The 24,968-nt window shown below is 56.0% G+C and carries 24 protein-coding genes and 3 tRNA genes; 15 read left to right on the top strand and 12 right to left on the bottom strand.

Annotation, left to right across the window (positions count from 1 at the left end; genetic code table 11):
* The first annotated feature begins 87 nt into the window (after nt 1-87).
* Nucleotides 88-291: a hypothetical protein gene (locus QVF59_RS00930; protein WP_287876806.1), complete on the top strand. Its 204-nt coding sequence runs from the start codon at nt 88-90 to the stop codon at nt 289-291.
* Here the strand turns inward: QVF59_RS00930 and QVF59_RS20900 are convergent.
* Both QVF59_RS20900 and QVF59_RS00925 read right to left on the bottom strand, forming a co-directional pair.
* Nucleotides 251-376, bottom strand: coding sequence for a hypothetical protein (locus tag QVF59_RS20900; RefSeq protein ID WP_420837515.1), 126 nt, complete (start codon nt 374-376; stop codon nt 251-253). The genes QVF59_RS00930 and QVF59_RS20900 overlap by 41 nt on opposite strands.
* Nucleotides 377-396: 20 nt before the next feature.
* Entirely contained in the window at nt 397-606 is a 210-nt protein-coding gene (locus tag QVF59_RS00925) for a thioesterase, FlK family (RefSeq protein WP_287876804.1), read from the bottom strand.
* 583 nt (nt 607-1,189) lie between these two features.
* Between QVF59_RS00925 and QVF59_RS00920 the strand changes: the two genes are divergently transcribed.
* Nucleotides 1,190-2,818, top strand: a complete 1,629-nt coding sequence (locus QVF59_RS00920; RefSeq protein WP_287876802.1) for a methyl-accepting chemotaxis protein — start codon at nt 1,190-1,192, stop codon at nt 2,816-2,818.
* A gap of 238 nt (nt 2,819-3,056) precedes the next feature.
* Here the strand turns inward: QVF59_RS00920 and QVF59_RS00915 are convergent, their stop codons facing one another.
* The gene (locus QVF59_RS00915) at nt 3,057-3,392 is read right to left on the bottom strand and encodes an HdeA/HdeB family chaperone (protein WP_287876801.1); all 336 of its coding nucleotides are present in this window, start codon (nt 3,390-3,392) and stop codon (nt 3,057-3,059) included.
* 345 nt (nt 3,393-3,737) lie between these two features.
* Nucleotides 3,738-4,388, bottom strand: coding sequence for a response regulator (locus QVF59_RS00910; protein ID WP_240902617.1), 651 nt, complete (start codon nt 4,386-4,388; stop codon nt 3,738-3,740).
* Between the two features lie 322 nt (nt 4,389-4,710).
* Here QVF59_RS00910 and nosP point away from each other — a divergent pair, with 322 nt between their 5' ends.
* The 4 genes from nosP to QVF59_RS00890 all read left to right on the top strand — a co-directional run bounded on the left by nosP (nt 4,711) and on the right by QVF59_RS00890 (nt 10,683).
* On the top strand, nt 4,711-5,862 hold the full coding sequence (gene nosP, locus QVF59_RS00905; protein ID WP_159875722.1) for a nitric oxide-sensing protein NosP: 1,152 nt from the start codon (nt 4,711-4,713) through the stop codon (nt 5,860-5,862).
* A gap of 14 nt (nt 5,863-5,876) precedes the next feature.
* Nucleotides 5,877-8,474 (top strand): hybrid sensor histidine kinase/response regulator, encoded by a 2,598-nt coding sequence (locus QVF59_RS00900; RefSeq protein ID WP_287876799.1) that lies wholly within the window; start codon nt 5,877-5,879, stop codon nt 8,472-8,474.
* 132 nt (nt 8,475-8,606) lie between these two features.
* Complete coding sequence (adh, locus tag QVF59_RS00895; RefSeq protein ID WP_287876797.1) at nt 8,607-10,127, top strand: aldehyde dehydrogenase; 1,521 nt, start codon at nt 8,607-8,609, stop codon at nt 10,125-10,127.
* A gap of 181 nt (nt 10,128-10,308) precedes the next feature.
* Nucleotides 10,309-10,683: a DUF779 domain-containing protein gene (locus tag QVF59_RS00890; protein ID WP_159875728.1), complete on the top strand. Its 375-nt coding sequence runs from the start codon at nt 10,309-10,311 to the stop codon at nt 10,681-10,683.
* 121 nt (nt 10,684-10,804) lie between these two features.
* On the opposite strand, the gene QVF59_RS00885 is transcribed toward QVF59_RS00890, so the two are convergent.
* The gene (locus tag QVF59_RS00885; RefSeq protein WP_159875730.1) at nt 10,805-11,056 is read right to left on the bottom strand and encodes a hypothetical protein; all 252 of its coding nucleotides are present in this window, start codon (nt 11,054-11,056) and stop codon (nt 10,805-10,807) included.
* A gap of 99 nt (nt 11,057-11,155) precedes the next feature.
* Here QVF59_RS00885 and QVF59_RS00880 point away from each other — a divergent pair, with 99 nt between their 5' ends.
* From QVF59_RS00880 to QVF59_RS00870, 3 genes are all read left to right on the top strand, one after another.
* Nucleotides 11,156-11,545: a DUF1289 domain-containing protein gene (locus tag QVF59_RS00880; protein WP_287876795.1), complete on the top strand. Its 390-nt coding sequence runs from the start codon at nt 11,156-11,158 to the stop codon at nt 11,543-11,545.
* A gap of 21 nt (nt 11,546-11,566) precedes the next feature.
* Nucleotides 11,567-12,175 (top strand): methyltransferase domain-containing protein, encoded by a 609-nt coding sequence (locus tag QVF59_RS00875; protein ID WP_287876794.1) that lies wholly within the window; start codon nt 11,567-11,569, stop codon nt 12,173-12,175.
* A gap of 261 nt (nt 12,176-12,436) precedes the next feature.
* Nucleotides 12,437-14,176: a methyl-accepting chemotaxis protein gene (locus QVF59_RS00870; RefSeq protein ID WP_287876793.1), complete on the top strand. Its 1,740-nt coding sequence runs from the start codon at nt 12,437-12,439 to the stop codon at nt 14,174-14,176.
* Between the two features lie 65 nt (nt 14,177-14,241).
* Here the strand turns inward: QVF59_RS00870 and mscL are convergent, their stop codons facing one another.
* The 4 genes from mscL to QVF59_RS00850 form a co-directional block, all read right to left on the bottom strand.
* The gene (gene mscL / locus QVF59_RS00865) at nt 14,242-14,703 is read right to left on the bottom strand and encodes a large conductance mechanosensitive channel protein MscL (protein WP_159875736.1); all 462 of its coding nucleotides are present in this window, start codon (nt 14,701-14,703) and stop codon (nt 14,242-14,244) included.
* Nucleotides 14,704-14,905: 202 nt separating this feature from the next.
* A tRNA-Asn gene (locus QVF59_RS00860) sits at nt 14,906-14,981 on the bottom strand.
* A gap of 24 nt (nt 14,982-15,005) precedes the next feature.
* Nucleotides 15,006-15,081: transfer RNA gene (locus tag QVF59_RS00855), tRNA-Asn, on the bottom strand.
* Between the two features lie 31 nt (nt 15,082-15,112).
* Nucleotides 15,113-15,188 (bottom strand) — tRNA-Asn (locus tag QVF59_RS00850).
* 228 nt (nt 15,189-15,416) lie between these two features.
* Between QVF59_RS00850 and ygfZ the strand changes: the two genes are divergently transcribed.
* The 3 genes from ygfZ to QVF59_RS00835 all read left to right on the top strand — a co-directional run bounded on the left by ygfZ (nt 15,417) and on the right by QVF59_RS00835 (nt 18,758).
* Nucleotides 15,417-16,445 (top strand): CAF17-like 4Fe-4S cluster assembly/insertion protein YgfZ, encoded by a 1,029-nt coding sequence (gene ygfZ, locus QVF59_RS00845; RefSeq protein WP_287876792.1) that lies wholly within the window; start codon nt 15,417-15,419, stop codon nt 16,443-16,445.
* Nucleotides 16,446-16,551: 106 nt separating this feature from the next.
* A complete protein-coding gene (locus QVF59_RS00840) occupies nt 16,552-16,860 on the top strand; it encodes an H-NS histone family protein (RefSeq protein WP_287876790.1) in 309 nt (102 codons plus the stop codon).
* 173 nt (nt 16,861-17,033) lie between these two features.
* Nucleotides 17,034-18,758, top strand: a complete 1,725-nt coding sequence (locus tag QVF59_RS00835; protein WP_287876789.1) for a cyclic-di-GMP receptor FimW-related protein — start codon at nt 17,034-17,036, stop codon at nt 18,756-18,758.
* Between the two features lie 73 nt (nt 18,759-18,831).
* Here QVF59_RS00835 and QVF59_RS00830 read toward each other — a convergent pair whose 3' ends face one another.
* Both QVF59_RS00830 and QVF59_RS00825 read right to left on the bottom strand, forming a co-directional pair.
* Entirely contained in the window at nt 18,832-19,959 is a 1,128-nt protein-coding gene (locus QVF59_RS00830; protein ID WP_287876788.1) for a M14 family metallopeptidase, read from the bottom strand.
* 121 nt (nt 19,960-20,080) lie between these two features.
* Nucleotides 20,081-20,626 carry a phasin family protein gene (locus tag QVF59_RS00825; RefSeq protein WP_089086160.1) on the bottom strand — a complete coding sequence of 182 codons (546 nt, stop codon included), beginning with the start codon at nt 20,624-20,626 and terminating at the stop codon, nt 20,081-20,083.
* A 208-nt stretch (nt 20,627-20,834) separates the two neighbouring features.
* Here QVF59_RS00825 and phaR point away from each other — a divergent pair, with 208 nt between their 5' ends.
* Nucleotides 20,835-21,401, top strand: a complete 567-nt coding sequence (gene phaR, locus QVF59_RS00820; RefSeq protein ID WP_159875746.1) for a polyhydroxyalkanoate synthesis repressor PhaR — start codon at nt 20,835-20,837, stop codon at nt 21,399-21,401.
* Nucleotides 21,402-21,484: 83 nt separating this feature from the next.
* Here the strand turns inward: phaR and QVF59_RS00815 are convergent, their stop codons facing one another.
* Entirely contained in the window at nt 21,485-22,195 is a 711-nt protein-coding gene (locus tag QVF59_RS00815; protein ID WP_287876783.1) for a CerR family C-terminal domain-containing protein, read from the bottom strand.
* A gap of 95 nt (nt 22,196-22,290) precedes the next feature.
* Between QVF59_RS00815 and QVF59_RS00810 the strand changes: the two genes are divergently transcribed.
* Together QVF59_RS00810 and QVF59_RS00805 are read left to right on the top strand one after the other, a co-directional pair.
* Entirely contained in the window at nt 22,291-23,376 is a 1,086-nt protein-coding gene (locus QVF59_RS00810) for an HlyD family secretion protein (RefSeq protein ID WP_287876782.1), read from the top strand.
* A complete protein-coding gene (locus QVF59_RS00805; RefSeq protein WP_287876781.1) occupies nt 23,369-24,949 on the top strand; it encodes an MDR family MFS transporter in 1,581 nt (526 codons plus the stop codon). Before QVF59_RS00810 ends, QVF59_RS00805 begins: the two co-directional genes overlap by 8 nt.
* The last annotated feature ends 19 nt before the right edge of the window (nt 24,950-24,968 follow it).

Here is a 24,968-nt window from a genome sequence, read left to right as displayed (position 1 = left end):
AGACGAAGCGCTTACTGAAAGCCTAAGCCGGACAGGGGAAAACACATCTCGCGCAGGATGTCTATTGATCTATATCAAACAAACATCATGTTAATTGTTGTAAATAACCCATCCTCGGTGAGCGCGGAAGCCATCTGGCAGCAGGAAAATACCTGGGACTTTCTATTGCGAGTTCGTTTTTTATCGGTTGTGCAGACATCGGTTCATGCTCAAGCATTTCCAATACCGCTTGAAACCTATCGCTGTGGGGCTATTGCCGAGTGGGGCTTTGCTTCTGCAGCGGCTGCATGAGGCGCGCAATGTTGATGAATGCGCGCCGATGCAAGGCTTCACCAATCAGGCCCGTCTCGTCATGGCAGGTGACTTTGAATAGCAAGGTCCTGCCATCGGTTTCGATCAGCTCAATTTTCCCGCCACCTTCATGCCGACCGGCGTACCGATCACATGGCAGATATCAATATGAACGCCCACCGTATGTTGATCTGGGGCCGGAAAGGGGTGCAGGCCCTGGATGCAGGTTTGTTTCATTAATGCCAATATCATTACGGTTGCCAGTGCTGGCGGCATATCCTGAAAGCCGGGCCAGCAGGCATTGACTCCGGACACGGTATGTCGTGGCTCAACTAGTGAGCTGCTATGCAATGGCGTAGCCGATTTCCTCTTCAAGCCCGGCTATCGCAGCAAACGTGGCAGTTGCTGACATAACGCAGTAGCTCACCCAGGCAGGGTTTCTCCTTTGAATTGATGCCGTAAATAATACCTTGGCACTAATGTAATTTTCAGTTGTGCAATATTGCTGAGCAGAGGCGAGGGGCGACGACTGTTGTGTAGGGCTTGAAGGATAAATTCCGGGTCTGGTGATGAACTGTATTTGACCTTTTGGTAAATTTTTATGATTTTGGCATGGTTGTCATCTCAGGGGGAGGTGACTGGTCGGTGTTGCTGCTGGTGGCTGGATGTAGGCGCTTGGTGTGTCCGAATTAAGTTGGCTGGTTGCTTCTTGGTTTTTCTGTTTGATCAATAATTTTTGCTGGAATAGTTTAAACATTTCCTATTGATTGCGCGCAGATGAAAAACAATGTAATCATCATGGTTATGTAAATATTACTGGCTATGATGCCGCTTGCATTGTGCTTGGATACGGGTCTGCAAAACAAATCTCAACATCAAACCATTCATCTATAAAAACATGCGCAACAATCAGCCAGTCAGCCAGCAGGAAACCATTGTTCCAGATGGTGTTTTTATTTACTCGAGAACCGACACACAAGGAAATATTACCGAGGCAAACCAGGCATTTGCAGAAATAAGCGGGTTTGAACAAGCGGAAATGCTGGGGCAGCCACATAACCTGATTCGCCATCCGGACATGCCGGAGGAGGCTTTTGCCGATATGTGGCGCAATCTGAAGCAGGGTCGTCCATGGCGCGGGCTGGTCAAAAACCGGCGCAAGGATGGAGGCTACTACTGGGTGAGGGCCAATGCATCGCCAGTTCGCGAGCAGGGAAGAATTGTTGCTTACCAGTCGGTGCGAACACCGCCGGGGCGCGATGAGGTAGTCGCTGTCGAGCAATTGTATCGGCGTATCCGGCAAGGGGACCGTTCAATCCGTATCGAGAATGGTCGGGTTGTCCGCAACCAGGCTGCCTGGCGAATGATGGCCAAAGGCTTTGGTTTCCAGCTCTATTTTACGCTGTTCTTGTTATTGGCCAGCCTGGTGCTGGGTTTGCTGTCTACCCGTTTCAGTGATATTACCTCCCAGTTTTACTGGGTGGCTGCCTTGGCCTTGCTGTTTGGTTTGTGGCAGTTGTTTGTCACGATGCCAAGGACAATGGGTCGACTCAACCGCATTCACCATTTCCTCAATGACCTGCTCAGTACCGGCAATCTGCAGGCTTCGTTGCAGCCTACGCGCAACGATATCATCAGCCATATTGCTACAGAGCTGGACAACCAGACTGCAGCAGTCGCGGCGACACTGCAGGTCATGCAGAATGCTGCGCGTAATGTGCAGGATACTTCTGGCAGTCTGAACCGCAGCGTGGCTGAAATGGTTTCTGCCGCGTCCCTGCAGACGGATAAAACCAGTGAATCAGCTGCAACCATAGAGCAGCTGGCGGCCTCCATCGGCCTGATTGCACGTCATGCCCACGATACCGAATCGGTCACCCGGGATGTTGGCAGCAAGGCGGAAGAGGCTTCCCGTTTATCCGAGCATGCAACTGAAACCATCCGTGCTCTGGCGGTGTCAGTGATTGGCTCGGCAGAGACGGTGGAGCAGCTAGGCGTGCGAACCGAGGATATCGGCAAGGTGGCTAATGTCATCAAGGACATTGCCGAGCAGACCAATCTGCTGGCGCTTAATGCTGCCATCGAAGCAGCCCGGGCAGGCGAAACCGGCCGCGGCTTTGCAGTAGTGGCTGATGAAGTACGCAAGTTGGCTGAGCGTACCGCCAAGGCCACGCTGGAAATCGACAAGATGATTGCTCGTATCCAGGCGGATACCAGCGGTGCTGTTGGCAGCATGCGACAAAGTGCAGCTCAGGTGAATACCAGTGTGAATCTGGTGCACCAGGCGCATGGGGTGCTAGATGAAATCAGTCTGCAAATGAGCAGGGCAGTGGGTATGGTGGGTGAAATAAGCCATTCGGCAGATGAGCAGAAAGCAGGGATGGATCTGATGGAACAAAGCCTGGAATCCGTGGCTGCGCTGACAGATCAGAATCTCCAGATTGCACGCGCCACCGAGTCAGATTCCAGCCAGCTGCAAATCAATGTGGAGCGCATGAGCAAGGCTGTAGCGCAATATAAGGTGTAATTGCCATGCTAGGCTGCTGCCCTGGCTAAACCGGAAGCTGCAAGCAGGGGGGCTTGTAGCTTCCGGTTTTCCTGCGAGGAGTCATCCTGGGTATATGTTTACTGGTACAACAATCAGAAAACCAAAGACCAGTGTCAGGCCAATACACTTCAGGATGATGTTTTATACTGATTGATTTAAGTGTCGAGGCAGTACATTAGGCAGAATATCAAAATTGATCCTGCTATTCAGGATAAGATCAGAATACACTCTTGATTTTTTGCCACATGGTTTTATCTTTGTTTACCTTGCAGTAGGCATCAAGCTCCGGTCCGATTTTCTCAACGTCTGCAATGATTTCCGCTGCGGATACTTTGCCATTTTTGTGTTTGCTGATTTCGTAACCGATAATGACCGGTTTGTCGGTTTCCTTCAGCACCAGATAGTCATTGCAGCTGATTGAGTATTTGGCTGGTGATTTGGCTGGTGATTTGGCAGGCGAAGTGCTGCTCTTGCTGGAGTCATTGGAGGCAATGGCCAGGCCAGAGCTGCTTAACAGGGCAGTCAGAATGAGAATATGCAGTTTTGCAGACATGTGTAGGCTCCTTGAGTTTGCAATATGACCTGACTGATGCATTTTTCTGATGCGTCAGGTGGTTATATCCTCAAGTTTTATATTTGATCAGTCAATATGTAATCTCAGTCTTATTTCCTTATGTACTTATGTAATTTTCTGAGTAGTAAAAATTATTTTCTTTCTACTTAATTGAAAATTCTGTTAGTTGAATTTCATGCTGCTGTTTTTGATATTGGTAAGATAAAAGCAGAGCGAGGGAAGGCTTTGCAGGGCGTGATGGTTTTGTGCTGCTTGCCATACCTGGGCAACCGACCATGGGTTATGTCAGCGAAATGATGGCGAATGGATGGCAAGGGCTTATTTTTAGCCCAGTAATGGCCCAGCCTTGATCACTGCCTGGGTTCGACTATTGACTTCCAGTTTGCGCAGGATGGCCGAGACATGTGCCTTGACGGTGCTTTCGGCAATGTTCAACTCGTGGGCGACAATCTTGTTGGGCTTGCCTGCCACAATGGCTTCCAGTACGCAGCGTTCTTGTCGGGTAAGGCTGGCAATGCGGCTGCGCATGGCCAGTTGTTCGGGGGACAGCGGCAGCGGTGTGAGGCTGTTGGTGTCGTGACCGGCAAGTTGCGCAGGTTGGTAGATTTCTCCATCTTCGGCAATACGGCGTACCGCATCGGCCATTTGTTTGCGCGGGGTGGATTTGGGTATGAAGCCGCATACACCCAGTTGCAGTGCCGCTGTTACCACTTCGTTGCGCTCGTCGGCGGAAACCACCACCAGCGGTACTACCGGTGCGGCTTGCCGTAGCAGGGCAATGCCGCTGAGGCCATGCATGCCGGGCATGTTGAGGTCCAGCAATGCCAGTTCCAGAGAGTCGTCATTGATGGCGGCCTGTACTTCTTCCAGTGATGTGCATTCAATCAGACGGATATCTCGTCCGAACGCTTCCAGTACCACGTCCTTCAGTGCCTCGCGGAACAGCGGATGATCATCGGCAATCAATACACTCATATCCATCTTGAATCGGCCTCGCAAAAGTGGCTGCCCGGCGTTGACAGCGTTCAAGACTATAGCCTGAAACCGCTGATGCTGGCAGCATGAGCCCGACATGCTGCACCAAAAGCATGTTTGCACATCATCATCTTGTTGATGGCATTGGCCGCTGCTGCAGATGCAGCGCTAGAATGCAATGAACGGATTCGGGCAAGCCTGACAGGGCCGACCGGATTTTGCCATGCAACAAAAGTACGAGCCGGTGCATATCAATCAATAAAACCGGCCAACTCACAAGAATGGCTGCCCCTGCAGCACCGGGCAGCAAGGTGGAGACAAGATGGAGAAGCCCCAGGTATTGCTGGGCAGCACCCAGCAGCAGGATCCGCTGCCGGCTGCGGCTGAGCTGTTTGCTCAGCTGTATCAGCCAGCGCTGTCCCTGGTGCTGCTGTTCATTTCCCCGGCTTATGATCTGACCCGGCTGGCACCTGCTTTGCAGCAGCATTTTGGTACTGCGCTGGTGGTGGGATGTACCACGGCCGGTGAAATCGGCTGCCATGGTTATCAGCAAGGCAGCATCAGCGGCGTTAGCTTTGCAGAGCCGGATTTTTTTGCCGTGGCTTCCCGGCTGGATAATCTGCACGCTTTCGAGCTGGCCGACGCATTTGAAGCGGTGATGACGGCCAGGCACGAGCTGGCGCGCAACAGCGGCAAAGCCATCGACCGTAACAGCTTTGCGCTGATGCTGATAGACGGCCTGGCAGCCTGCGAGGAGCGGGTAGCCAGCCGCTTGTCATCTGCACTGGGGAATATCCCGCTGCTGGGGGGGTCTGCCGGTGACAATATGCGTTTCGAAAACACCGCCGTATTGCTGGATGGCCGGTTTCATAATCAGGCGGCTGCCTTTGTCATGGTGGCCAGCCGCCATCCCTTTGAAATGTTCAAGTCCGAACATGCCGCCCGCAGCGGCGAGCGCATGGTGATTACCGAAGCGGATGTCGACAGCCGGCTGGTAACGGAAATCAATGCCGAGCCGGCCGCGGTGGAATATTGCCGCACGCTGGGGCTGGACCCGGACCAGCTGGACGCCAATACCTTTGCTGCCCACCCGCTGGTGTTGCAAGTAGGCGGCGTGCCGTATGTGCGCTCCATCCAGCGCGTGAATTCCGACCTGTCGTTGTCCTTTTTCTGTAGCGTGGACGAGGGCGTGGTGCTGTCTGGTACGCAGGCGCAGGATCTGGTGGCCAGCCTGGATCAGACCTTTGCCCGCGTGCGCAGCCAGCTTGGCCCCTTGCAGGTGGTGCTGGGTTGTGACTGTGTACTGCGTCGCATCATGATCAGCAATACCGATGCGCAAAGCCGGCTGTCCCACCTGCTGGTACAGAACCGGGTTGTTGGCTTCAATACCTATGGCGAGCAATTCAATGCCATGCATGTGAACCAGACCTTCACCGGCATTGCCATCGGTTATGCCGCTGATCGTGCAGGATAATTCCGGGGGTAAGCATGGATTCGGCTGCTGACATCAATCTTGCCGACAAGCCTGCGTTGCTGCAGTACATTGCCCTGCTGGAAAAGGACAATGCCAAGCTGCGCAAGATCAACAATGCGCTGATCTACCGCGTGGAAAGCGGCATGGCGGACAATGGCAATTCCTTTACCATTTTCCAGGTTTCGGCTGAGCTGGAAAAACGCATCCAGGAGCGTACCCACGCGCTGGAGCGTGCCATCAACGACCTGAAAACCAGCAATATCGCGCTGGAGGAAGCCCGGCTGGTGGCCGAGCAGGCTAATAACCGGCTGGGTGTGGCGGTGGATACCATTGCAGACGGTTTTGCCCAGTGGGACCAGCACGACCGGCTGGTGCGCTTCAACCAGCGCTTTGTTGATTTGCAGCCAGCATTGCGACGACATGTACACACCGGCATGTATTTTTCTGAATATCTGGATCATCTGGCTGATTCCGGCAGTGCGCTGGAAGCGCTGGGGCAGGCAGATCACTGGCGTGCCCAGCGCAGCAGCCTGCACCGTGACAGTAGTGGCAGCTATCTGGAGCCGCTGAGCGACGGACGCTGCCTGCGCATCAGCGAACGCGCCACCGCAGATGGTGGCCGGGTAGCCATTTACACCGACATTACCGAAATCAAGCGCCAGGAGCAGTTGTTGCGCCAGCAAGACCAGGCGGCGCACCGTCAGTTGCTGGAAGCCACGGTCAACAGCCTGCGCCAGGGTATTGCCGTGTTCGACCAGCACTCGCGCTTGTTGGCCTGGAACCACCGCTTCTGCGAACTGGCCGGCCTGCCGCCCTCAACCCTGCGCCTCGGCCAGGCGCTGCCGCTGGAGGCGGAAATCCCGCTGCTATGTCCGGTTCACGGCAGTTACGAAGTGGAAACCGGCCACGGCCTGGTGCTGGAGATCGAATCCTGTCCCATGCCCAATGCTGGTTTCGTGATTACCTGCAGCGATGTCACTGCCCGCAAGCACGATGAACGCGCGCTGCGCGAGAGTGAATCCAAGCTAAGGCTGATTACCGATGCGCTGCCGGCGCTGATTTCCTATGTCGACAAAGACCAGGTCTACCGTTTCACCAACAAGGGGTATGAAGACTGGTTTGGCAAACCGGTGCACGAAATCAACGGCCATACCCTGCGCGATGTGCTGGGACCCGCCTTGTATGACCCGCGCCGCCATTTTGTCGAGCAGGCGCTGGCCGGCATTTCCTCGGTCTTCGAACTCAAGATGCCAGCCCCCAAGCGTTCGGTGGAATACGCCCAGGCGGCGTTCATTCCCCATATTGGCGAAGATGGTGCTGTGCATGGTTTTTATGCGCTGATCCAGGACATCACCCAGACCCGCCGTGCCGAGCAGGTGCTGCAGCAGGCCAAAGAAGAGCTGGAGTTGAGTGTGACGGCACGAACCGTCGAACTGCGCCAGGCCAATACCCAATTGCGTGAGGCCATTGTGGCGGCAGAAGAGGCCAATCGCAGCAAAACGCGCTTTTTTGCCGCAGCCAGCCACGATCTGTTGCAGCCGTTGAATGCGGCACGCTTGTTTGTTGCCAGTCTGGCCGAGCGCGAAACTGTCGGTGACGGTATGCGCCTGGCACAACATGCCGCCAGCTCGCTGGAGGCGGTGGATGATTTGATCAATACGCTGCTGGAGCTTTCCCGCATTGATGCAGGTGCGCTGCAAGTAGAGCACAGCCACTTTCATCTGGACCAACTACTGCGTCAGATCAGCATCGAGTTTAGCCCCTTGCTGGCCGAGCGCGGATTAAGCCTGCGTTGCCATCCCTTGCCGGTGGTGGTGCATACCGACTGGGTGTTGCTGGGGCGTATCCTGCGCAACTTCCTCAGCAATGCGCTGCGCTATAGCGAGCAGGGCCGCGTGCTGCTGGGCGCACGGCGAACTGCCGAAGGCGTGCTGGTTGGAGTGTGGGACCAGGGGCAGGGCATTCCCGCAGGCAAGCTGTCGCTGGTGTTCGAAGAGTTCCAGCGCTTGTCCGAGCACAGTGCCATGTGCAGCAAGGGCCTGGGGCTGGGACTGGCCATCGTCAAGCGGCTGGCCGGTCGTTTGCAACACCGGCTGGTGGTGCGTTCGCATTATGGCCGTGGCTCTTTCTTTGGTATTGTGCTGCCCTATGGCCAGGCCGAGTCCGTCAGTACCATGCCACGCCAGCAGGAGCGGGTGGCGGTATCCGGTCCGTCGGAGCTGCAAGGCCTGTCAGTACTGCTGATCGATAATGAGCCGGCCATTCTGGCCGGCATGAGCACCTTGCTATCCGGCTGGGGTTGCCTGCCGCTGGCTGCTGGTGGTGCTGAGCAGGCGCTGGCCTTGCTGGCGCAATTGAGCCGGCCGCCGGATGTGATTCTGGCCGATTACCATCTGGACCACGACGAGCGTGGGCCGCAGGTGATCCGCGCGCTCTATCAGCAACTGCAGCAAAGGATTCCGGCCGCCATCATCACGGCGGACCGTACGCCGGAAGTCGCCGCTGAAATTGCTGCCGGCGACTGGGCGATGCTGACCAAGCCGGTACGTCCGGCCAAATTGCGCGCGCTCATCGGTCATCTGGGCCGACTGGCACAGCCTACCGGCTGCTGATCAAGCTGACAGGCTTGCTGCTACTTTTCTAAGACCAAAGTCGAATAGAGGAATGCAGGGCGATTTCGCACAATGACCTGGCAGCCGGTAGACACGCCGGCGCTCCGATTCTAATAGCCAGGAGGCAACGTCATGTATCAGCAAGCGCTCGCAGCACTCAGCAAGAAACTCCCGCTGAAATCCCGTTACGACAACTTCATCGGCGGCCGCTGGGTGGCACCGGTACAGGGCCAGTACTTCACCAACATCAGCCCGATCGATGGCAAGCCGCTGTGTGACATTGCCCGCTCCACCGCTGCCGATATCGAACTGGCACTGGATGCCGCTCATGCCGCCGCCGACCGCTGGGGCCGCACCGCACCGGCTGTGCGTGCCAATGTATTGCTGAAGATTGCTGACCGTCTGGAAGAGTACCTGCCTTTCCTCGCGCTGGTGGAAACCCTGGACAACGGCAAGCCCATCCGCGAAACCAATGCTGCCGACCTGCCGCTGGCCGTGGATCACTTCCGCTATTTCGCCTCCTGCCTGCGGTCGCAGGAAGGCTCGCTGTCCGAGCTGGACGAAGACACCGTGGCCTACCATTTCCACGAACCGCTGGGCGTGGTGGGGCAGATCATCCCGTGGAACTTCCCCCTGCTGATGGCAGCCTGGAAGCTGGCTCCGGCGCTGGCTGCTGGTAACTGCATCGTGCTCAAGCCGGCCGAGCAGACCCCGATGGCCATTCTGGTGCTGATGGAAGTGATTGCCGACCTGCTGCCGGAAGGCGTGCTCAATGTGGTGAACGGTTTTGGCGTGGAGGCCGGCAAGCCGTTGGCCACCAATCCGCGCATTGCCAAGGTGGCCTTTACCGGTGAAACCGGCACCGGCCGCCTGATCATGCAATACGCAGCCGAAAACATCATTCCGGTGACGCTGGAGCTGGGTGGCAAATCGCCCAACATCTTCTTTGAAGACGTGATGCGCGAAGATGACGACTTCTTTGACAAGGCGCTGGAGGGCTTTGCCATGTTTGCCCTGAATCAGGGTGAAGTATGTACCTGCCCGTCGCGCGTGCTGGTGCAGGAGTCCATCTACGAAGCCTTCATGGAGCGTGCGGTCGCCCGCGTCAAGTCCATCAAGCAGGGCAACCCGCTGGACATGGCAACCATGATCGGTGCCCAGGCCTCACGCGAGCAGCTGGACAAGATCCTGTCCTACATCGATATCGGTCGTGCCGAAGGTGCACAGATTCTTACTGGCGGCGGTCAGGCACATCTGGGTGGCCAACTGGCCGAGGGCTTCTACGTGCAGCCGACGATTCTGGCTGGCCACAACAAGATGCGCGTGTTCCAGGAGGAAATCTTCGGACCGGTGGTTGCGGTCACCACCTTCAAGGACAAGGAAGAAGCCCTGCGCATTGCCAACGACAGCGCCTTTGGCCTGGGAGCCGGTGTCTGGACCCGTGACGGCAATACCGCCTACCGCATGGGCCGCGAGATCAAGGCTGGCCGTGTCTGGACCAACTGCTACCACCTCTACCCGGCACATGCTGCCTTTGGTGGTTACAAGAAATCCGGTATCGGTCGTGAAACGCACAAAATGATGCTGGATCACTACCAGCAAACCAAAAACCTGCTGGTAAGCTATAGCCCGAAGGCACTGGGCTTCTTCTAAATCACGGTGTATCCGGCTATAGGCGGCGTGGGGCTCATCCGCACGCTGTCGACTGGCCGGCAGCAGTCCATTGCACGGTCACGGCCTGCCTGGTCGTGACCGCTTGCAAGTAGCGGTCCTCCTTGGGGGTGGCGCGAGCCGCTCTCGCTTTGGCGCCGCCGGTATCTCGCAAAGGAATGACATGATTTCCCGCGTCAACATGACTGAGCGTGCTGCGGAACTATTGTCGGTGTTGTGCCAGCGTCATGGTTCCTTGCTGTTCCACCAGTCTGGTGGGTGTTGTGACGGCAGCGCGCCACTGTGCTTTACCCAGCAGGAATTCCGTGTTGGCGATCATGACATTTTGCTGGGAGAAATCGGCGGCTGCCCTTTTTATATCAGCGCGTTTTTGTATGGTTATTGGCAGAACTGCCAACTGACCATCGATGCCCAGCCAGGGCGCAGCAGCAGCTTTTCGTTGGAGGGGAGTGAAGGCATGCGTTTTGTAACCCTGTCGCGCCTGTTTACCGAACAGGAACTGGCCATGCTGGCGCAGCCACCTGCAACCACAGCCTGAGCTGCAAGGCCAGGCCATGAAAAAACCCCGGGAAGCCGGGGTTTTGTGTTTTCAGGCCAGTGCAGGCAAGGGCCAGTGTTGTCGGTCGGTATACTTGATATTCTGCTCCCGGGCCGCAGCTTCAGGACGCATCCAGATAGTCGTAGCCGGCCCAGTCCAGCCCATAGCCGCGTCCCTGCTGCTTCAGGTTGACCGGTTTGAGCAGACCATGCTGCTGCATGTAATGCAGGTGCGCATGGATGGTGGGCTCGTTGAACTCGTCCCCCGTTTCGCGCCGGATGGCTGTCATGATCTGGCGTTCATCCAGATATTGCACCTGCTTGGCGCGCAGAATGCGTAATATTCTGAAAACCAATAATTCGTTGCGAGGCATTGGGCTTTATCGTGTTGCAGCGGTCTTTCAGTTATCTGACATTTTTATTGCGTTCGTCAAGAAATATGACGGAAGTGTTTCATTCAGGAGTAATCAATAGTGTTGGAGCGTCCCGACTCCCCATGTATCGCACGTTGCACGACTGCGGTAGGTGACAATGTCTGTCGTGGTTGTGCCCGCAGTTTTGCCGAGATTTCCAACTGGTGCTTCATGGAAGGCACAGAGCGCGAACAGGTGTGGCAACGGTTGCCGCTACGCCAGCCACTGCTGGATATTGCCGAACGCTTGGGTACCTTGCTCGACTTGCAAAACTTGGACGGCATTGAGTGGGGTGTCGTACGGCTGGAGGGCCGGGCGATCCTGCTACGTCTGCATAACGCACAACTGCAACTGCGCTTGCCCGATGGCCGGGCCTTGCCGCTGGCCATGGAACAAGGGCTGGATGGGGTGGAAGCGCAACTGCACCAATATATTACGTTAGCAAATTAGCATTAAAGAGAGGACTGAAGTATGGCGCAAGACAGCTCGCTGCCAGAATTCTGGGATCAGCGCTATCAGCAGGGGGTGACCCCCTGGGAAGGTGCCAGCCCAGATGAGCAGATGCATCGTTTCATTGCCACGCTGCCTGCAGCTAGCAGGATTCTTCTGCCTGGCTGCGGCAGTGCCAGCGACGTGCCCTGGTTGGTAAAAGCGGGCATGCAAGTGGATGCCATCGACTTCAGTCTTGAAGCCATCCAGCGCGCTACGCTTGCCTTGCAAGACACCCCGGCCCGCTTATGGCAGGCAGATTTCTTTGCCCTGCCGGCCCGGCAAGCTTATGACGCAATATTTGAACGTGCTTTTCTCTGTGCCTTGCCGCCAGGCCGCTGGGACGACTATACCCAGAAGATGAGTCAGTTGATTTGCCCCGGTGGTTACCTGGCAGGGGTGTTTTTTCTGGCCGAGAAACCGAAGGGACCACCGTTTGGTACCAGCCTGCCGGCGCTGCAGCAGCTTTTTTCCGGACACTTTGTCTTGCAGGAGTGTCGGGCAGTTGACTCCACCATCCCCGTCTTTGCTGGTCAGGAGTTCTGGATGGTTTGGCAGCGTCTACCTGCGGAAGCGAGTGGCGGGGAGTGATGATCTTTCAGTTTCTTTGTTTACAGTTTTTGTTTTCTATGACCATGATGGTAATGGTTCTTGATAGCAATCAGTTTTATCCTAAATTTGAGTAGTCATTTCACAAATTTCAGGTAAAAATGTAGCGCCCGCTTTAAACATATAACAAGTAATACCAGCAGGTCGTAAGGAGAGAGCATGGAGTGGTTCTGGCGCATTTATACTCTGGTTGAGAAGACGATTTTCTACACACTTACCAGGAAATTGTGCAGTTTCTTTTTTTTGAGCCTGTTCCAGCTCATCATGCTGGTATATGTCTATCTGGTGTTGACGGATATTCGTGGCCAGCTCAATGGTTCGGGAATGAGCGCGACAACGCTGGAAAGCATTCGCAGCAGCATAGACGGGGCCATTTTCTGGTCTGCAAGCTTGTGGTTGGCTGGTTTTGTATTTGTTTGCTTCATGGTCTGGTACTTGCGCTATCTGATCGTACGGCCATTGAAGATGATTATTGGCATCTTCAATGAAATCGGGGCGGGCGAGGGGGATTTGTCGCGTGATATTCCAACCATCACCCATGATGAAATCCGTGATGTTTCGGTTTCCTATAACCGCTTCCAGTTGAAAATGCGGGAAATCATCAGCAATGTGCGCCTGATGACAGTACGTATTGCCATGGACTCGGCGCGTACCCGCAAGAATGTCAGCGAATCGCTGGGTAGCGCGGTACGACAAGACGAATTTGCCACCCGGGTACGGGATGCCAGCGACCAGACAACAAGCGGCATCAACCAGGTAACCGGCCAGACCCAGTCCATTTCCTCTTCCACCTTGTCCAATCTGGATGTTGCCCGCGAGTCATATGACGAGCTGAAAACCGTTGCAGATCGCATCTTCGACATCAGCCAGAAAGTGGGTCATTTCAATCAGACCGTGGAAGATCTGAGCCAGCGTTCGGCCAGCATCAAGACAATTGTCGATCTCATCAAGGATATTTCTGATCAGACTAATCTGCTGGCACTGAATGCGGCTATCGAGGCAGCCCGGGCCGGGGAAACCGGACGCGGTTTTGCTGTGGTGGCAGATGAAGTGCGCAAGCTAGCGGAAAAGGTGAAAAAGGCTACCGACGAAATTTCCAGCAATATCGATGGCATGCTGGGCCTGGTGTCGGATACCCAGGTGGAAACCAACGAAATTACTGCCGGTACCCACCAGGCAAGAGACGTGGTTTCCCGTGCATCGCAGCATTTTGGCCGCATGATGGGCGATTTTGAAACTACCGCCAGCAGTCTGACCCAGATAGCCGGCACCATGGAGGACTTTGCCGAAACCAACCGGCAGGTCAATCGCCACGTCTCCGAGATTCACGGGCTTGGCCAGCAGGTAACCGAGCGCCTGAATCATACCGAGCAGGTGGCTGACGAACTGTCTGGTGTGGCCGAGCAGGTTCAGGAAATGGTATCCCGCTTCATTATCGGAGAGGGCGAGTTTGACCGTATGATCGGCCTGGCACGTCATCTGCGCGATCATCTGCAAGGCATGCTGCAACAGCAGCTGCAAGGTGGTGCCGATATCTTTGATAAGCGCTATCAGGCGATTCCCGGCAGCAAACCAACCAAATACCATACTGCTTATGACGAGAAGCTGGCAGGGCTGGTGCAGCCGCATTACGACGCACTGGTGCGTGATGTAGTCGGAGGACGCTTTTGTCTATTGGTTGATACCAATGGCTACGCCCCAACGCACAATAGCTGGTATAGCCAGCCCCTGAGCGGCGATGAAGAGAAAGATCTGGTAAACAGTCGCGACAAGCGCATGTTTGCTGATCCGGCCGGGCTGAAATCAGCACGTAATACCGAGCCTTTTCTGCTGCATACCTATATGCGGGATACCGGCGAGATTCTTTCCGAGCTGACATTGCCGGTCTTTGTGGATGGCCGGCATTGGGGGGCGCTGCGGCTGGGTTTTGATCCCAGCAGCCTGCTGGAGGCGGCTGGCCTGGAAAACAAGACCAAGCGCTGAATGGCAAGCCAGAATGAAAAAAGAGGCCTTTGGGCCTCTTTTCATTTTCCTGCCTGCAGGAGGATTCAGTCCAGCTGCGAGGTGCAGCACGGACAGCGGCTGGCCTTGAGCGGCACGCTGGACAGGCAGTAACGACATTCCTTGGTAGCCGGAGTGGGAGCGGCTTCCGCCGGGGCTTCCCGCTTTAGTCTGTTGATGGCCTTCACCAGCATGAAAATGGCAAAGGCAACAATGGTAAAGCTCACCAGCGAATTGATGAACAGGCCGATATTCATTGTCACTGCACCAGCCTGTTTGGCGGCTGCCACTGAAGCGTAAGGCCCAGCCTGCTTGACGCCTTCCTTCAGGACCAGAAACAGGTTGGCAAAGTCGACATTGCCTACCAGCAGGCCAATAGGGGGCATGATTACGTCATCGACCAGCGATTTGACGATGGAGCCGAAGGCACCGCCAATAACCACACCAACGGCTAGGTCGATTACATTGCCCTTGACGGCAAATTCCTTGAATTCTTTCAGAATGGACATGACTGATCCTTTGAGTTTTGTTTAATACAGTGTTAACCAAACTCTAGTTTAGCATGAATATGCTGATATGTTGCTCAGCGCATTCTTGGGTATCAATGCAGAGCTTGTCAAAAGGAAAAAAGAATCCAGGTGGGCGGAAGGCAGAAGAGGCAGATATAAAACAAAAAACCGCCTCATGAAGGCGGTTCTCTGTGAAGGTATTTGGCTCCCCGAGCAGGGCTCGAACCTGCGACCTGCGGATTAACAGTCCGTCGCTCTACCAACTGAGCTATCAGGGAATAAAACAGCATGCATTGCGAGAGTGGCTCCCCGAGCAGGGCTCGAACCTGCGACCTGCGGATTAACAGTCCGTCGCTCTACCAACTGAGCTATCAGGGAATAACCGGGCAATGCTTAGATTGTGGGGTCTTGGCTCCCCGAGCAGGGCTCGAACCTGCGACCTGCGGATTAACAGTCCGTCGCTCTACCAACTGAGCTATCAGGGAACATCCAAGAGAGTGCGAACTATACCGATGGGAATCAGGCCTGTCAACGCTTTGGCGGTGATTTTGGCAGCTTTTTCTTTGCCTTGGTATCGAGGTGTAACTAAGTGCATGACGCGAAAAGAATATCGCGGCGGCATGGGAGTAGCTATTGTTATCGTACTGGCAGAAATTGATGGGAAAAAGTAAAATTCTTGACTAATTTGGTGTGCTAATCACAGGTGTTGCAACATGAACAAGACATGGCAGGCGTGGGTAGAAAAAAATCAGGGCTATATCGGTACGGAAAACCGGCTGGAGTTTCCGGATGTTTTCCGGCAAGTTGCGGCTGTGCGTGATGGAAATGCACTGGCAATGCTGGATAGTTTCAGCATTATCCGGATAGAAGGCGAGGATGCCGAAACTTTTCTGCAAGGCCAATTGTCAGGTGATATTCGGGATGTTACCGATGGTGCGGCACGGTTCAGCACCTATTCCACGGCCAAGGGGCGCATGCTTGCCAGTTTTCTTATCTGGAAGCAGCAGTCGGCTTATTACCTGATTGTAGCGTCGGATATCTGTCAGGCGGTTGCCAAGCGTCTGGCCATGTTTGTCATGCGTTCCAGAGTGAAAGTGAATGTGCTGGATTCTGAACAGACCAGTATTGCCGGTGTGCGTGGTGCGCAAGTACAGGCCCTGATTGAGCAGTATTTTGCTGCTGAAGCACCCGTAGCCTTGACTGTGCTGCAGGGGGGCACGGAAACAGCCATCGCCTTGCCAGAAGGTGGTTATCTGCTTCAGCTTGATGAGGGCTCTGCTTTGTTGCCGACACTGCTTGCTGAAGAGGCAACTGCGGTGTCATCCATGGCGTGGAATATCCGTGATATAGATGCGGGTATTGCCTGGGTGGCACAGACAACGCAGGAACAGTTTGTTCCCCAGATGGCAAATATGGAATTGATTGGTGCTGTCAGCTTTAAAAAGGGTTGCTATCCCGGGCAGGAAATTGTGGCGCGCACCCAATATCTTGGCAAGTTGAAACGACGCTTATTCAAGGCCAGGCTGTCTTCTTTCGCTGCGGTGGGCAGCAAGCTATTCAGTCCTGAAGTACCTGAACAATCCATTGGAATGATTGCTGCCATTTGTCCAGTTGCTGAAGGCGAATACGAAACACTGGTGGTTGTGCAATCCGCTTGTTGGGAAAAAGGTATTTACCTGGAAGCGGAATATCTTCATCAGCTGGTGTGTCTGACTTTGCCCTATGTTACTCAGGATGAATAAGCAATTGGTTTGCTTACGGAATTTTAACTGTTTTGTCTTGACGAATGGACTTCCTTTTGGCTAAATTGAAATCGTTGTTGTCTAACTGAATAATAAGGGCGGAAAAATGGATATTAGCACTCTGAGCTTTACCGAGCTGGTTGCACTGAAAAACGACGTTGAAAACGAAATCAAGCGTCGTGAGTCCGAAGAAAAAACCAAGGCCAAAAAACAGATCATCGAACTGGCAAAGGCTTATGGCCTGAGCGTGGAAGAGGTGCTGGGCAAGGTGGGCGGTGCTGTTCGCAAGCCGGTGGAAGCCAAGTATCGTCACCCGGAAAATACCGAACTGACCTGGACTGGCCGTGGTCGCAAACCGGTATGGGTACAGGAACTGCTGAACGCTGGCAAAACGCTTGAAGATCTGGCCATCTGATGTAACATGGCCTGCCAAGTGCCTGAAAAAAGCGCCTGCATGGGCGCTTTTTGTTTTTGTACGCAAGTTCTTCTTGCTGATTTGCCTGCTTGTATAAATACTGATAAGAATAAATGCGGCACCCGCTGCTCCATCAACGCTCCCTGTCACCATGACCGACTGAAAGTTACGACATGTTGGACTTTTTCTCCCGAGGCTCAAAGAACAAGTCAGACCCTTTGGCCAATGCAGCTGCCGCCAAGGCTTATGCCGATACGCTAAAGCAGGAATATGGTGCGGCTGCGCATGAGAGAATTACCGAGATGTTGGCGGAGGTGAATGCTCTTTCCCCGCATGTAACGGCAGATCTGCTGGACGCAGTGCTGACGCTGAATCTGGAAATACAGCCCTTGCATGAAAACCTGTGTTCGCAGTATTTCATGAACACGCGCATGCCCAAGGTGCTGGAAGGTCAGCTGCGTTCGCAAATCCTGTCTTTTGGCAAACAGTTTCTCGAGTTTTACCAGCGTGCACTGTCTGTCGATACCGATATGCAGCAGGAGGAACGACTACGGGCCATGCTGCCGCTGGTTCTGGTACGGATGATGCATTATTTTGGCGAATTTGCCCGCTGGCAGTATCTGCGGCATTTCAGTCCCGATGATGTGTTCTGGCTGAATGTGAATCAGCTCTACCGCTTTGCCGAGCAAATGCGCATCGACTCTACTCCGGTTTTTCTGTTTGGCGAGGAAAGCCCGGGGACGACGGTGCAGGACCAGTATCTGATCATGTTGATGCTGTCCCTGCTGAGCAGCGGCAACCTGAGCCTGCGTCAGTTCAATTTCTCTTATCAGATTCTCTGCCTGGTTTCCAACCGCATGTCACTGCAGCCGCAGTTTTCGGAAGAGGCCAGTTTTGCCGTTACCTTGACCGAAGCGATGCCGGCAGCACGTGCTCATGCTGGTTTTGTCAGTGACGCCGCCCGTTTCTGGTCCACCGCCGACATGGTGGAAATCATTCATGGCTGGGCCACGGTCATGGAGGGCGGGCGCTTGCCGCCCGAGCTGAAGCCGCTGGTAGAGCCGGGTATCGATGCCGGCTTATTGCGCATGCTGTGTCGTGAGTGGGCTGCCAAGCCGGTGCGTTTTGAACGTGCCGAGCGTATGGCCGTGACCAACCGCAATCTCGAAGTGGCGCACCGCCTGTCAGCTCTGCATCGGCTGATTCGCCAGCCGGACGAGGCCAGCATGGTGCAGACGCGGCAGGCAGATACCGACAGCTTTGATGATGCTGCCAATATTCGCATTTATGGCTTTGTCACCAGCCGCAAGCGTGACCGTAGCACGCTGGCCCTGGCACCGCTGAACCTTTCCACTGATATGCCGCAGCCTGTCGTGCATGCGCGTGACGAGTTTTTGCGCTGGTCGGTGGAGAATGTCAGCCAGACCGGCTTGGGCGTTACCCTGGATTCGCTGGGGAACGAGTGGGTCAATCTGGGAGGCCTGGTAGGCTATCGTGACGTGGATAGCAACAACTGGAGCCTGGGCCTTATTCGCCGGGTTAAGCGAGCCAGTCAGCGCGAGCGCATTTACCTGGGTCTGGAAACGCTGTCCAGCCGACCGGTAGCCGCGTCCATTCGCCCGGTGGACAGCAAGCTGATTGATCCTAGCCTGCCGGCGGATATGGTTTGGCTGTCCGGGCATATCTCCCTGTTTGTACCGTTTGACAGAGGGGGGCGACGCATCAACGCTCTGATCATGCCGATTTCTGTATATACGCTGGGCAAGCAGTACTACATGACAGCGCGCAGCAAGCATTTTCAGATTGCGCTAGGCAAGGTGCTGGAAAAGGGGAGTGACTGGTGCCTGGCCGAGATCGAGCTGGTGAAGGCGCTGGAGAAGCTGCCGCTGGTGATGTAAGCGTCTTGCAGAACTGCAGGAATAAAAAAGCCGGAGTCTGTGCTCCGGCTTTTTTGCGTCTGCTATTTGCAGCTCAGCGCAATTCGTTGATCACGGCGTAGATCGGGGTCAGTATGGCTTCCCCCATGCGCAGGCTGCGCTGGCCGTTCCAGCCATAGTCGTCGTCTGGCAGGTTGGCATTGTCCTTGAATGGCATTTCCAGGGTGAAGGCCAGACATTTGAAGTTTTCACCCACCCAGTTGGTGGCCAGACTCAGGTTGGCACTGCCAGGTGCATCCTTGTCGTAGCCGACTTCGTCCTGGAAGTCCGGGTTGGACACCATCAGATAGTGCTTGAACTTGTCTTCCAGCTGACGGATGGCGTCAGTATAGGAAGGAACGCCTTCGGTGCCGGCGACAAAGACATAGGGCAGGGATTCGTCACCGTGAATGTCCAGGAACAGGTCGACGCCGGTTTCCTGCATCTTGTTGCGCACCAGCAGTACTTCCGGGCTGTTGTCGGCGCTTGGCTCCAGCCATTCGCGATTCAGATTGGCGCCGGCGGCATTGGTGCGCAGATTGCCCAGTACCGAGCCATCCGGGTTCATGTTCGGCACCACATAGAAAGTGGCTTTGTCCAGCAGGGCGCGGGAGGTGGCATCCAGTGGGTCCAACAAGCGGTTGAGGAAGCCTTCGACAAACCATTCCGCCATGGTCTCACCCGGGTGCTGACGGGCAGTCACCCAGATTTTCAGGTCGGATTCCACTTCGTGGCCGATGGTCAGCAGGTTGATGTCACGGCCCTGCACGGTAAAGCCCAGATCGTGAATCTGGCACAGGCCGGACCCTTGTGCCTGACCCAGCAGGTTCAGGTGCTGTTCGTGCGAGTAGGGTTCGAAATAGGCGTAGTACACGCTATTGGCCAGCGGAACGTGCTCAACGGTCATCACTTGGCCATCGTACTGTGCAGGTACGCGGAACCAGTTGATGCGGTCGTAGGAGGCCATCAGCTGGTAGTTGGTCCAGCCTTCCGGATAGGCGCACTCACCCGCATTCAGAAAGCGCAGCGTACAAGCCTGATAAGCCGCACCCTGCAGGCGGAAGTAAAACCATTGGGCAAAGTCAGAGGCATTGTCACGCGGAATCCGCAGCTGGATGTCGTCGAAACTCTCCATGGAAACGATGTCGATACTGCCTGCGTCAAAGTTGCTGCTGATTTTCATGCGTTGAACCTGTGGTCTTTGCGGGAACTCAAAAACGGAATTGTAAACCTGCAGTCGCTCGCGCGCATCAGGAAAACAAAAAACCCCGCCGCGGCGGGGTTATGCAGCCTTGCTCGAAGGATCAAGCGCGCTTGGTGGCAGTCTTCACGGCATCAGCGGTGGCGCTGCTGGCGGCCTTGATGCTGCTGTCGGTGAATTCGGCAACTTGCTGGGCAGCCTTGCTGAAACTGTTGACGGCAGCTGCAGCAGCAGCCAGCGAGGTCTTGACGGCGTTCAGCGCATTGTCGGAACCTGCCGGAGCATTCTTGGCAGCGCCTTCCAGGGCAGTGATCAGGTTCTTGTTGAAGCTGCCGAGATTTTCTTCAGCCAGCTTGGACAGTTCGGTCTGAGCGGCGGAAACGATTTCGTACACGTTACGGGAGTTGGCTACTGCCTTGTCAACCGACTGGCTGGTCAACTGGTTGAACTGGTTCAGGGCTTCCTGTGCATCGGTAGCGCCGGCCAGAGCCTTGGCAACCTTCACGTTTTCTTCCAGGGTTTGCTTGGAAGCTTCCAGATTCAGCTTCACCAGACGTTCGGCGCTGTCCAGGGAGATCTGGGCTACGCGCAGGGCAGCTTCAAAGCCGGACAGGGAGATCTTGCTCAGTTGATCGTTGGTATTGAACATGTTTTTAACCCTCATCATTGGATTTCGTGGAAATGACCGACAAGCTCTGTGTTGATTGGACTTTTATATCTTTTTTATATTGCACTGCACAATGAAGATGGAATGTAGCATGCGCCGCGTAAAGGGCATAGAAGTTTTGCTCTAGCTTGTTGTATTTATGATAAATTGCGGGTGCACAACACCAACGACAATAATCCGGGAGTGTTACATGAGTGTTGAAAAAAGGGTCATCAAGAAGTACCCGAACCGTCGCCTGTACGATACGGCGACCAGTTCCTACATCACTTTGGGAGACGTAAAGCAGCTTGTGCTCGAAAACGTGGATATCCAGGTTGTCGACGCCAAGACGCAGGATGACATCACCCGCAGCGTGCTGCTGCAGATCATCCTGGAGGAGGAAAATGGCGGCATGCCCATGTTCAGTTACGAGGTGCTGACCCAGTTCATCCGTTTCTATGGTCAGGCCATGCAGGGCATGATGGGCCCCTTCCTGGAAAAGAACCTGCAGCTGTTTGGTCAGATGCAGCAGAAATTGCAGGAGCAGACCCGTGCCATATACGGTGACAAGGCGGTGTTCAACTCCACCATGTGGGGTGAGTTCATGAAGCTGCAGGGGCCGGCCATCCAGAATGTGATGTCCAGCTACATGGAGCAGAGTACCGGCATGTTCCTGGAAATGCAGAACCGTATGCAGGAGCAGACCAAGCAACTGTTCAGCGGTTTCACCTTCCCCGGTTATGTGCCACCAGGCAAGGACGATGGCGACAAGTCCTGATCGCCATTTTGTTAAAACCCGCATTCGTGCGGGTTTTTTTATGCCTGCACGGTGAGCCTGAAGCCCGGGCTGGCTGGCCTGCGTCAGGCTAGTTTGCCGGCCTGCTGCATCCAGCTGGCAATCAGTACCCGGGTTTGCGCACGCACGGTCTGCTTCAGGAAGGCCAGGTTGTCGCCTTCCAGATGCTGCCAGCCCATGGCTTGCAGCGCGGTGCGTGGTACGACGTGAAACACCATCAGCTGGCCGTTGGCCGTCATCTGGCGCAGCCGGGTCAGCGGGTCGTCAAGTGGCCTGCCGGTAAGGCGGGCAATGATGGCGCTGCAGGTGTGGCCCATGCGATGTCGCTCCGGCCTGTCCAGCACTGGTGCGCTGGCACCGTTGCCCGCTTGTTCCTGGGCAATGAACAGGCGGCGCTGCTGGGCTTCCTCGCCACATAGCAGGAAATCGGCAATGCTGTCCTGCAAGCCCAGAAAGGCCTCGATCAGCTCTGCTGCTGTCGCATCGCTCTTGTCCAGCAGGGTTTCGGCCACGGCAATGGCAGGGCCAAAATGGTTGGCGGCTGTTTCGGCCAGATGCAGGGCGCAGGCTTGGTACAAGCCTTCCTTGCTGTCAAAGTAGTACTGCAATGCCGGTGCATTGACACCGGCTTCCCGCGCGATTTCCCGCGACGATGCCCCTTCGTAGCCTCTTTCCCCAAACAGCCTGATGGCAACCTCAATCAGGCGACGGCGTGTTTCCTCGCCACGGGCGTAGCCCCCGGCGCTGGGATGGCGCGGACTTTTGCTGCTCTGCATGGGCGGGCCTGTCTTACAAAAATTTAAAAATATAACAATTGACATATTTTTGTCGAATCTGAAAAATATACCATCTGTTATAAATTGGATTGACCATGTCTGTTGCTGAACACACTGCACCGTCTTCCACACCGCCGGTACGGCGCAATTACCGGCTGGCCTGGCTGGGTCTGGCAGCTGTCGCCGCAGGGGCAGTTGCCTGGGGTGGCTACTGGTGGCAAACCGGGCGTTATCTGCAAACGACCGATGATGCCTATCTCAAGGCAGATAGCGTGGTGATTGCCCCCAAGATCGGCGGCTATGCCAGTGAGGTGCTGGTAACGGCCAATCAGCAGGTGCGGCGCGGCGATCCGCTGGTGCGGCTGGATGGCCGGCAATACCAGGCCATGCTGGAACAGAGCCGGGCACAGCTGGAAGCACGCGAGGCCGATTTGCAGCGTGCGCGGGCCGACATCGCCCAGCAACAGGCGCAAATTGCCCAGTCGCGCGCGCAGGAAACCGTGGCGCGCTTGACGCTGGCACATGCCAGTGAGGAGGTGAAGCGCTATGCCCCCCTGAGTGTTACCGGAGCTGCCAGTGACGAACGCCTGGCCGAGCTGCGCAATAACCAGGCGCAGGCACAGGCCAATCTGGATGCGGCCAGCGCGGTACTGAAGGCGGCCACTACCCGGCTGGTCACCAGTCAGGCCCAACTTGCCCAGGCGGAAGCACAGCGCAAGGCTGCCGAAGCGGCACAGCGGCAAAGCCATCTGGATGTGGACGATACCGTGTTGCGCAGCCCGCAGGATGGCCGGGTGGGCGACCTGAGCGTAAGGGTAGGGCAGTTGCTGCAGGCCGGTACACGGCTGATGAGCATTGTGCCGGTACAGCAGATGTATCTGGTGGCCAATTTCAAGGAAACCCAGCTGCAGCGCATGCAGGTGGGGCAGCGCGCCAGTCTGCATGTTGATGCGCTGCCGGATGTCGAACTGCATGGCGTGGTGGAAAGCTTTTCGCCGGGAACCGGGGCGCAGTTTGCCCTGTTGCCGCCGGAAAACGCCACCGGCAATTTCACCAAGATCGTACAGCGGGTGCCGGTGCGCATCCGGCTGGATATTCCCCCCGCCCTGCGCGCACGGCTGTTGTCGGGCCTGTCAGTGACGGCCGAGGTGGATACCCGCCACGAGGCCAGTCATGGCTAAGGCCGGACCGACACAGGCCATGCGCGAAGCCGATGCCAGCATGGCCGACTGGATTGCTGTCATCGCCGGTGCGCTGGGCGCGCTGATGGCAGTGCTGGACATCTCCATCACCAACTCGGCCCTGCCGCAAGTGCAGGGCTCGGTGGGCGCCACCGGCACTGAGGGCACCTGGATTTCCACCGGCTACCTGATGGCCGAAATCGTCATCATCCCGCTGGCCGCCTGGCTCACCAGGGTATTCGGCCTACGCAATTTCCTGGTGGGCATTGCCTTGCTGTTTACCCTGTTTTCCATGTTATGCGGCATTTCCAGCAGTCTGCCCATGCTGATTCTGGCGCGTATCGGCCAGGGTTTTACCGGTGGCGCGATGATTCCCACTGCGCAGACCATCATCCGCACCCGCTTGCCACGCCACCAGTTGCCCAAGGGCATGACGCTGTTTGGCATGACCGTGCTGCTGGGGCCGCTGATGGGGCCGGTTGTCGGGGGCTGGCTGGCGGAAAACCTCAGCTGGCACTGGTGTTTTTTTCTCAATGTGCCGGTGTGCGCGGTACTGGTGCTGTTGTTGCTGGCCGGTTTGCCGCCGGAGCCCGCTCGCCTGCAGGCGTTTCGTGATGCCGACTGGCTGGGCATTGCCGGGCTGGCGCTGGGCCTGAGCACGCTGACTGCCTTGCTGGAAGAGGGGCAGCGTGAACGCTGGTTCGAATCCGACCTGATCATTTTTCTGACTGCTTGCTCGCTGCTGGGCCTGCTGCTGGTGGCGCTGTCGCAGCGGCTGGCGGCCAAGCCCATCGTGCGGCTCAGCCTGATGCGCAACAAGAGCTATGCCAGCGTGATCATCATCGTGTTTGCCATTGGTGCCGCGCTATATGGCGTGTCCTATCTGCTACCGCAGTTCCTGGGGGTGATTGCCGGCTACAACGCCCAGCAGTCTGGTGGTGTGTTGCTGATGTCCGGCATCCCGGCCATTGCCATGATGCCGCTACTGCCGCTGTTGCTGGGCGGCAAGGTGGATTACCGTCTGCTGGTGGTATCCGGCCTGCTGCTGTTTGGCTATAGCTGCTATCTGGACGGCCACCTTACCGCACAAAGTGCCGACCACGACTTCACCCTGTCGCAGCTGCTGCGCGGGGTGGGGCAGATGCTGGCGATGATGCCGCTCAACCAGGCCTCAATGGCGGCGGTGACGCGCGAGGAATCCGGCGATGCCGCCGGCCTGTACAACATGGCGCGCAATCTGGGTGGTTCGGTGGGGCTGGCGGTGATTGGCAGCTTCATCGACCGGCGCAATGCGCTGAACAGCGAAACCCTCAATAGCGCGGTGTCGGCCAATGCGGTGCTGACACAAGAGCGCATTGCCGGCAGTGCTGCCAGCCATCTGGCTCAGGTGGGCGATGCTGCCCACGCCCGACTGCAGGCGCTGGGCGAGCTGGCCGGGCAGATCCAGCAGCAGGCCATGGTGATGACCTACGCCCAGACTTTCCAGGCCCTGTGTCTGGTGATGCTGTGCTGCATTCCGCTGGCTCTGTTGATCAAGACCAGCCAGCAAAAGGCCATGCCCGGTGCGCACTGAACCTGTTTTCCAAGAGAGC

The sequence above is a fragment of the Aquitalea sp. genome (genome assembly GCF_030150775.1).
In the GTDB taxonomy this organism is placed as follows: domain Bacteria; phylum Pseudomonadota; class Gammaproteobacteria; order Burkholderiales; family Chromobacteriaceae; genus Aquitalea; species Aquitalea denitrificans.
This window is presented reverse-complemented; position numbering and strand designations above follow the sequence as displayed.

Bases quoted from the DNA above. Each gene is read 5' to 3' on its own strand.
- QVF59_RS00930 (WP_287876806.1), top strand. From the start codon at position 88: ATGTTAATTGTTGTAAATAACCCATCCTCGGTGAGCGCGGAAGCCATC.
- QVF59_RS00920 (WP_287876802.1), top strand. From the start codon at position 1,190: ATGCGCAACAATCAGCCAGTCAGCCAGCAGGAAACCATTGTTCCAGAT.
- QVF59_RS00915 (WP_287876801.1), bottom strand. From the start codon at position 3,392: ATGTCTGCAAAACTGCATATTCTCATTCTGACTGCCCTGTTAAGCAGC.
- QVF59_RS00910 (WP_240902617.1), bottom strand. From the start codon at position 4,388: ATGAGTGTATTGATTGCCGATGATCATCCGCTGTTCCGCGAGGCACTG.
- nosP (WP_159875722.1), top strand. From the start codon at position 4,711: ATGGAGAAGCCCCAGGTATTGCTGGGCAGCACCCAGCAGCAGGATCCG.
- QVF59_RS00900 (WP_287876799.1), top strand. From the start codon at position 5,877: ATGGATTCGGCTGCTGACATCAATCTTGCCGACAAGCCTGCGTTGCTG.
- adh (WP_287876797.1), top strand. From the start codon at position 8,607: ATGTATCAGCAAGCGCTCGCAGCACTCAGCAAGAAACTCCCGCTGAAA.
- QVF59_RS00890 (WP_159875728.1), top strand. From the start codon at position 10,309: ATGATTTCCCGCGTCAACATGACTGAGCGTGCTGCGGAACTATTGTCG.
- QVF59_RS00885 (WP_159875730.1), bottom strand. From the start codon at position 11,056: ATGCCTCGCAACGAATTATTGGTTTTCAGAATATTACGCATTCTGCGC.
- QVF59_RS00875 (WP_287876794.1), top strand. From the start codon at position 11,567: ATGGCGCAAGACAGCTCGCTGCCAGAATTCTGGGATCAGCGCTATCAG.
- mscL (WP_159875736.1), bottom strand. From the start codon at position 14,703: ATGTCCATTCTGAAAGAATTCAAGGAATTTGCCGTCAAGGGCAATGTA.
- ygfZ (WP_287876792.1), top strand. From the start codon at position 15,417: ATGAACAAGACATGGCAGGCGTGGGTAGAAAAAAATCAGGGCTATATC.
- QVF59_RS00840 (WP_287876790.1), top strand. From the start codon at position 16,552: ATGGATATTAGCACTCTGAGCTTTACCGAGCTGGTTGCACTGAAAAAC.
- QVF59_RS00835 (WP_287876789.1), top strand. From the start codon at position 17,034: ATGTTGGACTTTTTCTCCCGAGGCTCAAAGAACAAGTCAGACCCTTTG.
- QVF59_RS00830 (WP_287876788.1), bottom strand. From the start codon at position 19,959: ATGAAAATCAGCAGCAACTTTGACGCAGGCAGTATCGACATCGTTTCC.
- QVF59_RS00825 (WP_089086160.1), bottom strand. From the start codon at position 20,626: ATGTTCAATACCAACGATCAACTGAGCAAGATCTCCCTGTCCGGCTTT.
- phaR (WP_159875746.1), top strand. From the start codon at position 20,835: ATGAGTGTTGAAAAAAGGGTCATCAAGAAGTACCCGAACCGTCGCCTG.
- QVF59_RS00815 (WP_287876783.1), bottom strand. From the start codon at position 22,195: ATGCAGAGCAGCAAAAGTCCGCGCCATCCCAGCGCCGGGGGCTACGCC.
- QVF59_RS00810 (WP_287876782.1), top strand. From the start codon at position 22,291: ATGTCTGTTGCTGAACACACTGCACCGTCTTCCACACCGCCGGTACGG.
- QVF59_RS00805 (WP_287876781.1), top strand. From the start codon at position 23,369: ATGGCTAAGGCCGGACCGACACAGGCCATGCGCGAAGCCGATGCCAGC.